The sequence below is a fragment of the Methylobacterium sp. Leaf93 genome (assembly GCF_001422345.1).
In the GTDB taxonomy this organism is placed as follows: domain Bacteria; phylum Pseudomonadota; class Alphaproteobacteria; order Rhizobiales; family Beijerinckiaceae; genus Methylobacterium; species Methylobacterium bullatum.
In genome coordinates, this window is the sequence record NZ_LMMS01000004.1 from 1 (window position 1) to 13,682 (window position 13,682).

Consider the following 13,682-nt stretch of genomic DNA (forward strand, 5'->3'; position numbering starts at 1 on the left):
GCCAGAACAGGTCCACCATCATCGCCTCCATGCTGAAAACCGCGAACGTGAATCACAAAACTGCAGCCTCAGCAATATCTTGGTTCGGTTCAGACCCTAGTCATACTCTCCACGACAGGTTGTGAGGCTGATTCATTGGGCTCCTGGCCAATGTGCTTCGCTTCTCGGATGGGAATCAGGGCTGGCTCCTACCGCCAGGGCGCATGGAGCACTTCGGCCACAATACGGTATGGGAGGCGCTCGATCTCTCTGCCATCCTAGACAACGATGCCGAGGTATGCGGCAACTGCTTTGAAGTGCTTGATTGTGTTCAAGAGGCGTTCGACGAGGCAGCGGTTGCACATGGCGCGGACGTTGGCCCAGGCGCCCTGTTTCGCCAGACGGTCTCGCCGTTCGTCGCTGTCGTAGGCCCGGTCGCCGAGGAGGGTCTGACCCGGACCGAGCGCGCCGAGCATATCGTCCGAGGAGCGGCCGTCATGAGTTTGACCCTTGGTCAGCTTGAGGGCGATGGGGCGGCTCTCGGCATCGACCGGGGCATGGATCTTGGTGGTCAGGCCGCTGCGCGAGCGACCCATGCAACGGGATCGGGGATGATGCAGCGCACACTTTCAACGGGCGAGAACACGAGCAGCCTCCTTTGTCGTGTCGACGGCCCATGAGACCTCGTTGATGGATTCCGAGATCGCCAGCACGCTCCGTGAAATGTCTCGAACGGCTTCAGCTGCCCCCTGCATGCTCAATGACATCTCACGCGTTACAACGCTCTGCTCCTCAACCGCAGCGGCTGTGCTGACCACGTAGTCGCGCATGGTCTCGACCGATCCCTGGATCGTTCCAAGCGTCCCGGCGACCTCTTCCGACGCTGTTTGTAGGCTGTCGATCTCGCTGGAAATTTGGCTCGTGGCACGGGCCGCCTGAGCGGCGAGGTTCTTGACCTCCTGCGCGACCACCGCAAAACCGCGTCCGGCTTCGCCGGCTCGCGCCGCCTCGATGGTCGCGTTAAGGGCCAGCAGGTTGATCTGACTGGCGATAGCCTGGATCAGGGCCACGATGCCGCTCATCGCCGTGGTGGCTGCCGTGAGCTTCTGGGTGACCGCACCCGCTGCCTCCACCTGCGCATGCGCATCGTCCGTTGCGATCCGCGCCTTGCTCATGCTGTGTGAGATTTCGTCGACGGAGGCGGCCAGTTCTTCGGAGGCGGCGGCCATGGTCTGTACGTTGTTGGCTGTACTTCCCGCAGCCCGGGTGGCGGACCTCGACTCCTGCGAGGAGATCGAAATGGCCCCGTCGATCTCCGCAAAATTCTGTTCGATCAGGCGCTTGAGGTTAGCCAGCAAAACGACTTGCGCAGTGATGTCGATGGCGAACTTCACCACCTTGTAGGGACGTCCGCTCGCATCAAAGATGGGATTATAGGAAGCTTCAATCCAAACCTCGCGACCGTCCTTGCCGATGCGGTTGAACTGCCCCTTCTGGTATTCACCCTGGCGTAGCTTCGCCCAGAACGCCGCATAACCAGGACTGTCGCCGAAAGCTGGATCGACGAATATCCTGTGATGCTGACCGACAATTTCGGGGAGCGTGTAGCCAACAACCGACAGGAAGTTTTTATTGGCCTCGATAATGGTGCCATCTAGATTGAAGGCGATGACGGCTTGGGCCTTCTGGATGGCCTCGATCTGCCCTTTGCAATCCGCATCGAGTTGCTTCTGACGCGTAATGTCGGCAGCGAATTTGATGATCTTGTAGGGCTTGCCCCGACGGTCGAAAATCGGGTTGTAGGACGCCTCGATCCAGACCTCGCGGCCATCCTTACCGATGCGCTTGAATTGCCCGGCCTGGAACTCGCCGGCCCGCAGCTTCTCCCAAAACTCACTGTATGCGCGGCTATCCCGCACGGCCGGCTCGACAAAACCTCGGTGGTGCTGCCCAACGACCTCCCCTGCGCTGAAACCGAGCACGGAAAGGAAATTCTCGTTGGCGCGAACCACCGTTCCATAAAGATCGAATTCGATCACCCCCTGGGACCGCTCAAGCGCAGCGATCTTGGCACAATCTTCCGTCCTCGGATGAAGGGGGCGACTGAAAAGCATTCTCAAATACTTTCGGAAATTCTTGCGCGACGTCGGCGCGTCGCGCCCACAATCTACGCTCCAGCTCTGACTGAATACTCGAACAACAGATCACCACCATCACGCCGCACCCGTTAACAATGGCTTTAACTCCTTCCATAACTCAACTGAGATGCGAGCTTTTGGTCCTTCGTGTGGATTGGCCCGCGATCATGAGCCCATGATGGAGGCCACCGTGAGCGGCAACCAGGCCTTGGGTCGTCTGCTGCCAGTCACTGTCGAGGCTCCGCCCAAGCCGGCCATCATGCCCGCCAGAAAGCGATCGAGGCCCAAGCGGCGCTGCTGGAACTTCAAGAAGCCGACACCTGCTCATCATCGGCGGTTCTCCCACGGGCTGCCGACCCGATGTAGGCGACGCCTGATCCCACCGCTGTGATCCGGTCCTGAACGGTCTCGGCAACGCACTCCGATCCGTTCCGTTGTTCGAGGGAACATGCCCGGGCACCCCGCGGAGGCTGAACAGGAACGAGAACGCGTCGATCACGTCCAGCGCCTCGAGCTTACGAGCGGTCCGAATAGCCGTCGGCTGGACCGGCGCGATGACCGTCCATTCCGCACCCGTCGGATCACATCGAGCCATCGGCCTCTCCTTTCAAAAAGAAAAACCCGAGGACGCTCGTCCCGATCCAAGAAAGGGGATCAATTCACGACCGATCATTCTCCACATTGCCAGCCGCGTTGCCAACGGGAGAAAATCGCCTCTGAATTGAATCATTCAAGAAATTAAGGCGAGTGTTAACCTGTATGCAACGATCTTGATCGAACGTTGATAGGGAGAGCAACGAGCGCGCAGGTGCTTCATTCGCAGTCTCGGACTGAGCGTACCTTTGCTTCCAGAAACTTAGAGTGCGTCATAACATTCCTGATCGCGATCGGTTCTCGCCGCGAGTCCGACGGTGCGACGAGAGTTTTGTGAGCGCCATTTAGAATGGCTCTCCGAGGGATGACATTCCTATCCAGACGCCGAAATGGGTTGGATATGAACGCGAAGCTCATTCTGCCTGCTCCAGACAATAGGTGACGCAATTTGCCTACGCCATAATATTGGACACAGTCTTCGTATTATTGAGCAGAGATATGTCACGTCAAATAAAATTAGCAAGTAATTTAATGTTGTGGAAATTTGATTGTCGCACGGAGGTGAAAAATGATTTATGAACTGAAGGAGAAGTGCGCCGTTGCTTTCGAGTCTGGGGCCATTTTTTTGAACGAACATACACTGGTGCCGGTGGTGGTCTGTAGCCGGACTAAGGTGAGTGTGCGACTGGTTCTGCTGGATGCGGACGTCGTTCCAGATATATTTCTATTGAAGCTAGCGAGTTTCCAAACCTTGCAGGTCTGCAAGACTGTTTGGCGAACGCCCGAAATTATTGAGGCTTGTTACGACTGCGGAACGTAGGTGCGACGCCGAATTTTGACAGTTGGCGAGACAAAATCGAAAGCGCAAAGGATAGGCGGAGGTATGCTTCAAACGTTTGTCATTGCCCGTTGGCGAACGCATCATCGTGTCGAATCGAGCGTCCTTTCAGCATAATTTGCTTGCGTGGCGAGCATAGACTCGTGCCTTACGGGTATGTATTTCACAGGGTTATCGGAAATCATATTCCGCCAAAATCGAAACAATCTCATTTTTAGTCATATCAATGACTTAAGAAGCCGAGCGACTTTGCTATTGCACCAGAGCTGCACCATTGCAGCGCGTCCCATCTACGGAGACATCGGCGGTCCCAATCTGGACCCCCAATGTTGCCAGCAATCCGTCGATAATGGCATCGACGGCAGGTGCGGCCGACATGAGCACCGAGCCGATCAGTTGCTGCAGGTTGAGAATGCCACCTAATGGGAGGCCATTCACATCGAGGTACAGACTGGAGAAGAGTGAACGAGATAAAGACGACGTCAGCTTGTCCGAGGACACGGTTTTTATTCGTCCCGATGTGATATCCGCGTCAGTAAAATTAACATTGCGGGTGGTCTGTCCCAACTCAAATTTTGAGGAAGCTCGCACCTCGAGGAGCGGGGCACGCAGGATGACCGCCGGCGTTAATGGAGGACGTGGTCCTTCAGGATCGAGATACGATGAGGGCGTCTCTCCAAGAGAGAGATAGGCAGGGCCTGTTGTCACGTCCAATGTGACCGACCTCTGATCCGGGGAGTTCCAGGGGCATGTGAGCTTTGCCAGCTTCGCTGTCGCGCGCCCAACTTCCACATAAATTGGAACTTTCAATTCTCCAAGCCCAAGAGGAGCCGCAAGGGAGACCTCTATGAGAGCCCGAACCTGTGCCGTCGAGAGCGTGGTGCCGGGTAGAACGAAGCCTGACGTACGCCGAGCCTCGCCAACTCGAAATGTAACTTTAGACTTGAGCAAGCCCGGTATGTTGACACCCAGGTCGGCGCTGATCTGGTTCGTCCCATTGGCGAGAACCGCCCCCGCGCTCAGCATGCCAAGCGCACCGACAGTCAGTGGCGAGCCAGGAGATGTGAGGGGTTGTTGTGCAAGGTCACCGACCGATAGCAGGTCTCCAAGCTTCACGCGTTCGGTCCCGCCTTTCCCCGCCGCAAGACGACTGAGAATTTGTGCGGCCTCGAATCCGCCGGGTGTCGCACGAGCGGTATCGGCTAAAGCGAGAGCCAACTCGCCGACGGTGACCGAACCGTCCAGGACATCCTTGTAGGTCGCGGCCTGAATATGGCCCCGAGCGGCTGCGTTCTTCAGGAAGGTGAGCGCATCGATCTTTAAACCGGCCAGGGCATGGTAGTCGAGAACGGACAAGGATACGGACGTTCCCAGAATGCTCGACAGGAGGGCGTTGCCGATTCCTCCATCGAGGGCAGCGGCGCGAGAGCCAATGCTGAAGGCAGCGAGTTCGGCCCGGATGGCCGTTGCGCTTGCCGTCATCTCCATGGATCCAGGCCCGCCGATCAGGTGGGAGAAGCTGGTGATGATCGACGAACTCGCCGTGACCCTGGTCGCATTCGGGGAGGTCCCCCCTTCCGAGAATCTGGCCTCGGGACTGAGGCTGCGGTCCGCCGTGTACGTCCCAGGCGTCACCGTAAGTTTTGTCGGGACGCTGAAGCCGTTGTCGATCATGGCGAGGGTGGCAGCACCGACCTTATCCTTGGCGCCCGTAGCGGCCAGGGCAGCTAAGTCCACGGCAGACTGAAGCTTACGCTTGTGGTTGAAGGCAACGCCGAAATCGATTCCGAGACCGCAAAAGCCAAGCAGAGCGAAAATCGCCAAGCCAACGAGGGGAGCAATCGCGCCGCTGCGGTCTGCTTGAAAAGCTTTTAGCATGGTCTGCTTCACAGTCCTCCCCGACGGATACTGGCGGTCCTCGTCAAGGTCGTTGGCAAGGGGACGAACGTTGGTACGATCTTGAGTAGGTTCGCACTCATGTCGTAGCGAAGAGTGACCGTGAAGAGATCGGGATTTCCCGCATCGGTCCCGACATTCACCGTCAGTGAATCGGGATCGATCAAGGGATTGTCGGAGGTTCTACGCTTGATGGTCGCCAGGGCTACGGCGGACCGCTCCGTGACATCCATGCCCGCTACGGACGCTCGTGCAGATTGGGAGGCGGCTTCCTGTAGGCTATGAGCGATCCCCAGGAACCACCCGAAACCAACGATTCCAAACAGCAGAACCATGAGGATTGGTACGAGAAGAGCGAACTCTACGGCCGCGGCACCTTCCTCGGCGACCCGAAAACGTCTCAGTGAGAAACGACCGTTTCTAGCCATCTTTCCTCAATCTTCGAGAGAGCGACCAATCCTGAGGATGGGGCTTCAGGCGATAAGGTCACCGAGAGCGCCCGCTGGGAGCGACAGACAGCGCGGTTGCACTTATCAACTTACATGAGAAAAATGCCGCCACAAGCTACGGCCGATCAAAAAGATTCGCGATTTTGAGGAGCCACAGTGCGGTATGGGGTATTTGACGGCGCACTTAAATATGCATTAATTTTATAGAAAATATTTACCTTTTTATAAACTGTATTTGTGCTGGAACCCATGCCTTCGTTGTTTGATTTTATGAGTGTAATATTCAATAAGAAACTAAAAATCAGTGTTATAATAATATCATGCTCTATTGTTGATATGATGGTGAGCTTTAATATCCATAAATTTGCGTAGATAGATGTATTTTCAAGGTTAAGATTGTTGTTTTAAATTAAGCTCTACCAGATGAGGTGGGATGAGTGAGGGAATCGGCGGGTATTTTAGGCCGATTCTTGTAAGGGCGACGGCATGGTGGTGACCATGGGTAGTCGAAGAGCCAGAACCGGGAAGGTTGCAGGCACGGGCGGTCGGCAGCCCGACAAGGAATTCGGTCGGATGCGGGTGTCGGTGATCTGCCAGATCTCCCTCACGATCTGCGCATTCTTCATCGGGCAGACGATGTCTCGGCGTAGGTTTTCGTCCGTTAGCTTGCTGACCCTGGAAGCCTGATCCTCCTGGCCCAAGCCGGTGATCGTGGTGGCCCTCAGTGAGCTTCACCACGCCCAGGGACACGGCCCGCGCAGCGGCCTGCGCGTAGCGACGTTGCCTGCTCATATCGGGGCTTGCGTAGAGCCTATGAGCCCCGTGCCGAGGCTGCCTATTCGGCCAACTTGACGAAGTTCGCCACGACACCCGACACTTCAGCGCCTCTTCGAGCCGTTGCCGTAAGGCGAATTCGGTAACGTGCGCCGTCCAGTCCGTCGATCGTTCGCTCGCTCGTCTGTCTTTCGACCATCACTCTATAGGCTTCATCCGGCAACCACACCAACGAGAACGGAGCCGAGAAATTACTCAACAAACGTCCATGATCGCTTGGCACTATGTTGAATATGTCCGCGGCGGCCCGTGTGAACGAGCGGATCCGTAAGCTTTTGTCGAGGAATACACTCGCAAGCTCAGTGCTCTCAAACAGAGCCTCCTGATCGTCGCTCATCTGATCCATGAGGTCAATCTTCAGGTTCAATTCTGTATTGACTGTGTGAAGCTCTTCGTTAATTGACTGGACCTCTTCCTTGGAAGCCTCCAACTCCTCGTTTGCTGATTGTGCTTCTTCGTTGACAGAATGCATTTCTTCGTTTGACGATTTCAGCTCTTCAAGAGAGGTCTCATACTCTTCAACGATCGCCTGCATACGCTCGCGCGCATCAGTCAGTTCACGCTCCAGCCGAGCGATTTCCTCGTTCTGCTCGCCATTCATCTGCGCGCGCCGGAGGGTCGGATCGATGGGGGACGCCGCATCATCGAAAACAACGAGAAACAGTGGCTCCGCTTCGGCTGTCATCGCAAGCGGCTTGACGATCAGAGATAGCTTTCGGATACGACCATCCGGCAGGGTATATTCAAGATCATCTCGAACTGCCAACCGGTTCCCCTCGATGGCCTCACTGAGAACCATGCGAAGTTCCAGACGCAGTCCGCGACGAGCCATAGCGGCTAAATCCTGCGTCGGTTGGCCTGAGGCGATCTCCAAATAGTCACCGATCCGAGGGGAGTAATGCACGGCTTCGCCTGAGCGCGTCACAACCGCATGCGGTGGACTGAACGTGATGAGTATCTCTGCCTCTACCACCTGCCGCAGCGTCGCGTGCGTCGTCCCGCTTCGGCGCCGGCCTTCACCAGCCGCAAGGATACCAGTCCTGTCAGGGTCGAGCATGGACGGCAAACGCACCGGTCGGATCGTGTTACGGGCCTGAAAAATTCGGTGCTTCTTCTCAACGGTGGCGAATAGATTTTCGAAGCGCGTGACGTTTTCAGCCATGCCGATGAACAGATACCCGGATGGGCGCAAGGCATAGTGAAGGATAGGTAGAACCTGCTCCTGGGCGGCAAGGCCGAGGTAGATCAGCAGGTTACGGCAGGAGACGAGGTCGAGGCGCGAGAACGGTGGATCGCGCAGCACGCTGTGGGGCGAGAATGTGCACATGTCCCGCAGCTTCTTGCTGATGACGACGCTCTCCGCCTCCGAGACGAAATGGCGAGCAATACGCTCTGGCGAGACGGCATCGAGGTAGGCCCGCGGGTAGCGGCCAAATCGGGCGACGGTAAGCGAGCGTTCGTCGATATCGGTGGCGAAAATCTGGATACGTGGGGGATTGGGCAACGTATCGGCGTGCTCACGCAACAGTATGGCGATGGAATAGACCTCTTCGCCGGTCGAGCAGGCGGGCACCCAGACCCGTACCGTATCGTCGGGGCCACGTCCCTCGAATAGCAGAGGGATCACGAGGGCGGAGAGCGCGTCGAAAGCGGCAGCGTCGCGGAAGAACTTCGTCACGCCAATGAGCAGGTCCCGGAAAAGGGCGGCGACCTCCGCAGAGTTTGCGCGCAGCAGGTCGAGGTAGGCCTGTGGCCCGGCCGAGCCGCTGACGCTGATGCGCCGGGACAGGCGGCGGAGAAACGTGCTGGGTTTGTAGCCCGCGAAATCATGCCCGACCTGTCGCCGCAGGATGGCATAGATGTCTGCGAGCAAATCCTCGGAAACTGTGGCATCCGCCGAATCGGCGTTGTCGAAACCGCTTAGTGAAGGCTCCCGGTCTCCTAGATAACTTTCAGCAATCCGGGCGCCCATTTCGCTGGCCCGTAAGCCGAAATCAATGTAGCCGGTCCGCATTGCGCTGAAAGGCATGTCCGGCGTTTCGGGGCCGTCTTCGTCTCCGACCTGAGCCAGAGTGAGGCCTCCGTGCTCCCGAATCGCTTTGACTCCGATTGCGCCGTCGCCATCACCGCCCGACAGAATGACGCCCACCACCCGCTCCCCCTGGTCGAGCGCGAGTTTGGTAAAAAAGATATCGACTGGTTTCGTCTCGCGGGTGCCAGGAGGGAGTGGCGTCGTGATGAGCCGAGCGTCTTGGATGCCGAGAGTGACGCCGGGGGGCATGACGTAAACGTGACGAGGCTGAACCAACACGCCGTCGATAATGTTCTCGACCTTCAAAGCCGTGAATCGCGCCAAGACTTCGGTCAGCAGGCTTTCACGCTCGGGGTTGAGGTGCGTCACGACGATCACAGCCGCATCGAGGCTCTGTGGAAACCCATTGAAAAAGGCTCTCATAGCCTCGATGCCGCCGGCGGATGCACCAATACCGATGATCGGGAACCGATCCTGTGTGGTCATCGCCTATCCTAACCCCGCTACGTGTCGCCTCGAGGGACACGGACACAAAGGGCTTGGCGGATCAACCCCACGAAATCGAGGATGTTGATGACGTTCCTGCCAACTGAGCCAAACTAATCCTGCCGTTCGATTTCCCTTTTCACGAAATCCAGGCAACGCTCGCGAGCGTCGGTATCTTTCAGTTTGACAAAATTTCGAAGCATCTCCGTTGTCTGGGCGAGATTTTTTAACTCGGCAGCATTCAATGAGCCAATTGACGGCGAGGGGGGCCTCTTCGAGAAGAAAGTAGTGAGCGGTACGTCGAGTGTTTGGGCGATACGGGCCAGTATTTGAGTGGCGTGACGATCCATCGGATCTTCATCAAAATCCTGAGCCATCCCATTTTTCCATTCCGCGATGATCAATGCAGGATCATTTGGGCCGCCTTCGGTCCAACCGCCGCAGCGATGCGTCCCCCCACATCATGTAACATGCTGCCAAGCAAGGCCTGTGTCCGAACATCATCCTCATCTATCGCGAGTTCGTAAGCCTGAATCAGGCAGCGGACGAGTTTCTCCGACGGGGGCTGGTTGGTGTGATGATCACACGGCTCAATCTCAGGCCGGTTTATCATTGCGCGCGTCTGCTCTTGCGATCTCTGTACGATTTCACGCGACGCCAGGATTGTCCGCCGCGCCTCCTCGGCCGCTGCGCGCAACGCCCGAGCCGTCTCGAGGGCGCGATCTCCCGTATTGGCATCACTCATTTTTCGTCCCGACCGAAATTTTTAGTGAACCTTCCAGTGTCTACGAAGCGACCTAGACACCTTCGTAGACTGCGCTGAGAAAAAGCATGACGCAAATTAATTCTCGGGGAGTGCCGTGGTTTGCGCTCATCTGGTAGCCGAGGTGGGACGTGGTCGTCGAAATCCTGAACTGCCGCCGCGACGGCTCGACCTTCCGCAGCGAGCTCTGCGTCAGCTCGGTGTTCACCCCAGATGGCGACCTGCGCTACTTCTTCGCGAGCCCGCTCGACATCCACCCGGTTCCGGACCGAGGAGGGCAGAGACCGCACGTCCGGACGCTCATGCGTCGATGGCGGCCCGAAGACCGATCTCCACCCGCTCGGCGATCATCGCTACGCGGTCGGCCCCAAGGATGAGGGGGAGCACGTCTAGCGACCCCGAAGGTCGCGCGTTACGGGGCGGTTTGTTCGCCACGCGTTACGAATTTTTGGTCCCGTCGACCTGAACGGTTACGAGTGTCGGGACTTCGGGACGTGACGCCCCGGCTTTGCCCTTGGCTCACCCGAGGTCGATGGCCTATTCGTTCGTTGCGGCGAGGGTATTGGCCAGATTACCCTGACTTGCTCGCCGTCCAACGGCCGCTGCAGGAGATCGGACCGGCAAGGTCCCAGCGTCCCGAACCGTCGGATGACCTGAGTCGCCCCTCGACGGCGATGCTGGCCAGGCCGCTCTTGATGGAGCCGACGAGGCGCCCGTTTTTACCGACGCGTCCAGAGGCGTCGGCCTCGCTGCCGCTCGCGTCATCGACGATGCCGCCACGGATGACGATGGGGTACCGATACGGCCCGGTGCAGCCGCCATCGTCGACGGTCGCGGAGACGGACCATCGCCCGTCGAATTTGCCCCGGGCGACGACCGGGACGGGCGTGGCGCACGCGATGGCCATCGCCAGCGCGGAAATCTTCCAATGGGGTGACATCGGCTCCTCTTCACGGCCCGCCCGTCAGGGGAGGCATGGTGTCGTCTTCGTTATGGGCAAGGTATCGGACCATGAGTTCGCCCGTGGCCCGGGCGGCGTAGTCCGCTATCGCCTCGCCGGCATGGGGCGGGATGAGATCCGTCACGCTTAGCTCGTCCAAGATCGCCATGAGCTCGGAACGTGCCATGCCGGACTCGAGGGCTTCCTGGATGGCCTGCGTCTCGTAGGCATGCACGACCACGCTCAGGCGCGTATCCCCGGGTCCGTGGGCGCCTCTGGCCGATGATCGGGGCCGATGCCTGGCCCCACCGGCTCGTCGACAGGCGCATCCTCGTAGGGCACGGATGGCTCGTCCGGCCCGAGTGGGCGTTCGCCCGGGAACGGACGCGGCGGCGTTTCCAACGGGATGTCACCATCGGGGATGCGATCGGGCATGCCGGGATTGGCCATCGTGGGATCCTCCATGGTTGCTCGTAATGGATGGCCTACGGGCCGAGCGTGCGCCCGGAGCGGCACGACGCCCGGCCCTCCGGCCATGCCGGACCTGATCGGGGGGGACTCTTGAGGCCCGGCATAACGTCGGGATTCACTCACCGTTCGCTTCGATGCGTTGGGCGATGACCGTGAGATATGATCGTCCCAAGCTTGCTCAATGATGCAGATGCATCATTTCCGCAGGCTGTGACTTGGTAAAATCTAGCATGCGTCGCGTCATTTCTGACCCATGCGCGGTCAATCGCCATCTATGGCGACGTCGCGGCGGAAGCTGGCATCCGACATCCGGCCAGGCTTTCGTCATTCCCGCCGTGGCCGAGCGCAACGGACTTTCAGAACGCCAGCCGCTCGTCGGGAGAGGCCCGGAGCCGAAGCAGCACCCGGCCGTGCTCCGTATTCGGATCGACCGCGTCCGTTCTTGGTGACCGCCTCCGTTCTTGGAATGAGCACGTCCAGCCGCCGTCCGATCAGGTCGGAGACATGACGGAGCAATCCCTCGCTGCGCGAAGGTCTTTCAGAGATGATGCTTAAGTACATACGGAGGAATTTATATTTGTACCGGATGATGACCGGGTGTGTCCGCCCCCTCTACGGTGCACTTTGCATCTCAGTTTGTGGCTGATCGGTCACGTTCGCGTCAATGATCCAGATATACCAGCAGGCCGCTCAATTGCCGCGGAACCGTCCCCCGCCCTCCCCTGTTACGGCTCGGCTTGATCCAAGAAGTGGGAGGGTGGTCGAGGGTGGCGGTAGGCGTCGACAGGCATGAGCTCCGGCAGATCATCGCCGGCCTCAGCGAGGGCGTGATCCTGGTCGAGCCGGACCAGACCATCGCCTACGCCAACGAGGCCGCGCTCGCGATGCATGGCGCGGAGACCGTCGGCGAACTCGGCGAAACGGTAGAGGCCTACCGCGAGCGCTTCGCCCTGCGCTATCGCAACAACCACACGCCGAACCATTACCCGATGGAGCGCGTCGTCTCGGGCGAACGCTTCCACGACGTCATCGTCGACGTGAAGCGAACCGACCGGCCGGACGTCGACTTCGTCCACTCCCTGCGCAGCCTCGTCGCCACCGACCGGGAGGGCAATCCGAGCTGTCTCGCGCTGATCCTCAAGGACGTCTCAGACCAGTTCGAGGCCGAGGAGCGCTTCGAAGCCACCTTCAACGCCAACCCGGCCCCGGCGGTGATCTGCCGACTCTCAAACCTGCGCCACGTCAAGGTCAACCTCGGCTTCCTGGAGATGACAGGCTACACCCGCGACGCCGTCATCGGCCGCAGCGTCTACGAGGTCGACGTGCTGGCTGGGGCCCGCAGCCGCGACCTCGCGATATCGCGCCTCAACAGTGGCGGCACCATCCCGCAGATGGAAGCCTGCCTCGACCTGCCCGACGGCGGATCGCGTTACGTCATCGTCGCCGGACAGCCCATCGCATTGGGCGATGAGCCCTGTATGCTCTTCACCTTCGCCGACCTGGACCTGCGCCGGAAGGCGGAGACGGCTCTGCGCCAGGGCGAGGAGCGCTTCGCCAAGGCGTTCAACATGACCCCGGTGCCGACCCTGCTGGCGCGAGCCGACGGATTCGCCGTGACCAACGTCAACGAGGCCTTCACCCGGGTGTTCGGCTATGGCGCGGACAAGGTCTCCGGGCGCTCGCCCGCGGATCTCGGACTTTGGGTTCACGAGGCAGCCCGGATCAAGTTCGAGTCGGCGGTGTCGCGCACCGGTTACGTGCTCGGGCTGGAGGTTTGCCTCAAGCACGAGGACGGCACCAACTTCGATTGCCTGGCCTCGGCGGAGCGGGTGGAGATCGGCGCCGAGACCTTCGCCCTCATCGTCCTGCAGGACATCACCGAGCGCAAGCGCACGGAGCGCGAACTGTTCGAGGCCATCGAGGCGGTGATGGCCGACACCTCATGGTTCAGCCGGGGGCTCATCGAGAAGCTCGCCAACCTGCGCCGGCCCGGCGCCGACCACAAGGACGGCATCGTTCCGAACGTCTCCGTCCGTGAGCGCCAGATCCTCGACCTGATCTGCCAAGGACTCGGGGACGACGCCATCGCCAAGCGGTTGAACCTGTCGAAGAACACGGTGCGGAACCACTCAGCGTCGCTCTACCGGAAGCTCGACGTCCACAAGCGCTCCGAGGCCATCGTCTGGGGCCGGGACAACGGATTTCCGTTGAGCCAACCAAGCAAATAAAATCCGTCAACTGGTATGTCTGCATCATTGCTCG

At 59.1% G+C, this 13,682-nt stretch carries 9 protein-coding genes and 2 pseudogenes; 2 read left to right on the forward strand and 9 right to left on the reverse strand.

The annotated features are described in order from the left end of the window. Window positions 1–281 precede the first annotated feature (281 nt). From ASF26_RS05330 to ASF26_RS05345, 4 genes and pseudogenes are all read right to left on the reverse strand, one after another. Window positions 282–575: pseudogene (locus ASF26_RS05330) on the reverse strand (transposase); the annotation flags it as partial. A gap of 33 nt (window positions 576–608) precedes the next feature. Continuing rightward, window positions 609–2,093 (reverse strand): PAS domain-containing methyl-accepting chemotaxis protein, encoded by a 1,485-nt coding sequence (locus ASF26_RS05335; protein ID WP_056250544.1) that lies wholly within the window; start codon window positions 2,091–2,093, stop codon window positions 609–611. A 360-nt stretch (window positions 2,094–2,453) separates the two neighbouring features. Then, window positions 2,454–2,652: pseudogene (locus ASF26_RS23345) on the reverse strand (IS3 family transposase); the annotation flags it as partial. 1,149 nt (window positions 2,653–3,801) lie between these two features. After that, window positions 3,802–5,439 (reverse strand): pilus assembly protein TadG-related protein, encoded by a 1,638-nt coding sequence (locus ASF26_RS05345; protein ID WP_056250548.1) that lies wholly within the window; start codon window positions 5,437–5,439, stop codon window positions 3,802–3,804. A 287-nt stretch (window positions 5,440–5,726) separates the two neighbouring features. On the opposite strand from ASF26_RS05345, the gene ASF26_RS23615 reads away from it, so the two are divergent. Then, complete coding sequence (locus tag ASF26_RS23615) at window positions 5,727–5,852, forward strand: hypothetical protein (protein ID WP_280136343.1); 126 nt, start codon at window positions 5,727–5,729, stop codon at window positions 5,850–5,852. Window positions 5,853–6,729: 877 nt separating this feature from the next. Here ASF26_RS23615 and ASF26_RS05360 read toward each other — a convergent pair. The 5 genes from ASF26_RS05360 to ASF26_RS05375 all read right to left on the reverse strand — a co-directional run bounded on the left by ASF26_RS05360 (window position 6,730) and on the right by ASF26_RS05375 (window position 11,190). Further along, complete coding sequence (locus ASF26_RS05360; RefSeq protein WP_056250553.1) at window positions 6,730–9,246, reverse strand: CheR family methyltransferase; 2,517 nt, start codon at window positions 9,244–9,246, stop codon at window positions 6,730–6,732. A 113-nt stretch (window positions 9,247–9,359) separates the two neighbouring features. Beyond that, window positions 9,360–9,623, reverse strand: a complete 264-nt coding sequence (locus ASF26_RS22500; protein WP_156462873.1) for a hypothetical protein — start codon at window positions 9,621–9,623, stop codon at window positions 9,360–9,362. 23 nt (window positions 9,624–9,646) lie between these two features. Next, a complete protein-coding gene (locus ASF26_RS05365) occupies window positions 9,647–9,991 on the reverse strand; it encodes a hypothetical protein (protein WP_056250556.1) in 345 nt (114 codons plus the stop codon). 589 nt (window positions 9,992–10,580) lie between these two features. After that, complete coding sequence (locus tag ASF26_RS05370) at window positions 10,581–10,949, reverse strand: hypothetical protein (RefSeq protein ID WP_056250558.1); 369 nt, start codon at window positions 10,947–10,949, stop codon at window positions 10,581–10,583. Between the two features lie 10 nt (window positions 10,950–10,959). Then, on the reverse strand, window positions 10,960–11,190 hold the full coding sequence (locus ASF26_RS05375) for a hypothetical protein (RefSeq protein WP_056250559.1): 231 nt from the start codon (window positions 11,188–11,190) through the stop codon (window positions 10,960–10,962). A gap of 997 nt (window positions 11,191–12,187) precedes the next feature. On the opposite strand from ASF26_RS05375, the gene ASF26_RS05385 reads away from it, so the two are divergent. Beyond that, entirely contained in the window at window positions 12,188–13,648 is a 1,461-nt protein-coding gene (locus ASF26_RS05385) for a helix-turn-helix transcriptional regulator (protein WP_056250561.1), read from the forward strand. Window positions 13,649–13,682 lie beyond the last annotated feature (34 nt).

What these genes read in the sequence shown, in the direction of transcription:
- ASF26_RS05335 (WP_056250544.1), bottom strand. Translation starts at nt 2,093, where the DNA reads ATGCTTTTCAGTCGCCCCCTTCATCCGAGGACGGAAGATTGTGCCAAG.
- ASF26_RS23615 (WP_280136343.1), top strand. Translation starts at nt 5,727, where the DNA reads ATGAGCGATCCCCAGGAACCACCCGAAACCAACGATTCCAAACAGCAG.
- ASF26_RS05360 (WP_056250553.1), bottom strand. Translation starts at nt 9,246, where the DNA reads ATGACCACACAGGATCGGTTCCCGATCATCGGTATTGGTGCATCCGCC.
- ASF26_RS22500 (WP_156462873.1), bottom strand. Translation starts at nt 9,623, where the DNA reads ATGGCTCAGGATTTTGATGAAGATCCGATGGATCGTCACGCCACTCAA.
- ASF26_RS05365 (WP_056250556.1), bottom strand. Translation starts at nt 9,991, where the DNA reads ATGAGTGATGCCAATACGGGAGATCGCGCCCTCGAGACGGCTCGGGCG.
- ASF26_RS05370 (WP_056250558.1), bottom strand. Translation starts at nt 10,949, where the DNA reads ATGTCACCCCATTGGAAGATTTCCGCGCTGGCGATGGCCATCGCGTGC.